Origin of the sequence: Candidatus Phytoplasma stylosanthis (assembly GCF_032886435.1) — a bacterium.
Classification (GTDB): domain Bacteria; phylum Bacillota_I; class Bacilli_A; order Acholeplasmatales; family Acholeplasmataceae; genus Phytoplasma; species Phytoplasma stylosanthis.
This window is the reverse complement of record NZ_JAUZJP010000037.1, coordinates 1-1,226: the sequence shown is the minus strand read 5'-3', so window position 1 is coordinate 1,226 and position 1,226 is coordinate 1. Positions and strand designations below refer to the sequence as shown.

At 27.6% G+C, this 1,226-nt stretch carries 3 protein-coding genes; all 3 read right to left on the bottom strand.

All coding sequences use genetic code 11. The features are described from left to right. A partial coding sequence (locus Q8777_RS02605) for a hypothetical protein (protein WP_318749442.1) occupies positions 1-208 on the bottom strand: 208 nt, incomplete at its 3' end. Positions 209-458: 250 nt separating this feature from the next. Further along, a complete protein-coding gene (locus Q8777_RS02600) occupies positions 459-848 on the bottom strand; it encodes a hypothetical protein (RefSeq protein WP_318749493.1) in 390 nt (129 codons plus the stop codon). 51 nt (positions 849-899) lie between these two features. Then, on the bottom strand, positions 900-1,226 hold a 327-nt coding region (locus Q8777_RS02595; RefSeq protein WP_318749492.1), incomplete at its 5' end, for a hypothetical protein.

The following is a 1,226-nucleotide window of genomic DNA, read 5'->3' as shown; positions in this document are numbered from 1 at the left end:
TTTTTTCCATTTTTTTTAAATAATTTTTATCATGTACTTTTCGCCAATAATAATAATTATTACGGTCAATTTTTAATAATTTTAAAATTTTACAAACGGTAAAATATTTTCGATAAAATTGAACCAAAGACAGAATATTTTTTTTTAAAAGCGGGAGGTTATCAATTAAAGCATATTGGAGTAATTCAATTTCTCTGCGATTCGCCATTTTTTTTGTAACCTCTTTATTTTTTTACTTGTTCATATTTTAACTCAAAAAAAATTAAAAAAAATTTTTTTTCATTTTGTTCGCCGTTTTTTTTAATTTTGTATCTAAATATATAGTGAGGGGTTATTTTTTTTAAACTTTTTCGAATGTAAAAAATTGTTCCAAATTAAAGAAATTCAACAAATTTAATTCATTTGAAAAGAGCCAAAAACAAATAAAAGTAACCAATAATTGGTAGCTTTATTATTAATTACTTCAAAAAATGTTGTGTAGTAAACAGGGTGCAGCGCGCTCCTTGTGGATATCGGATACAAAAAGGATTATTTCTAGGTTTCAAATAAACTCCTAATAGACCTGGTGGGGGATCTTTTAATTCAAAGCAAAAGAAATCTCGACCATAAGGGTTATAAGAGGGGTTATCCAACCCATAAAGAGAAGTTTCGATCTGAAAATATTTTAAGATTTCAGGGATACTTTCTTTGGATAAAACAGGAATGTCATATCTTTTCATTTTGGGTTGGGTCGCTAACCATTCTTGTTGGAGGGTTTGGGAATCAGCTAGGGGTATTTTGGTTTTATTTTGACGATGAAAACCAGAATAAGCAGCAAGAGGAGAAATAACATGAAAAATAATCAACAAGAAGATGATGGAGTAATTTTTAAAGAAAGGGAATTTTGATTAATTTAAACATTATGTAACGACCTCCTCATTTATTGATTTATTAAGGTTATCCTCTGATTCATTAAGGATTTTATTTAATTTAGCTAAGTTTTCCCACACTTCAGCAAATCTATCATTGGATTGTTTTCTAGCTTCATCTAATTTTTTTCCTATTCGGGCAAAACTTTCATCTGATTCTTTTCCTATTCGGACAAAACTTTCATCTAATTCAATAAAACTTTGGTGTAATTCTTCATCCTGATGTTTTTTTATAAAATAAATGGGAGCGAAAACGATCATGACACCGATAATTAGAAAAATAATTTCTTTTATTAATTTTTTTAAATTGTTCATATT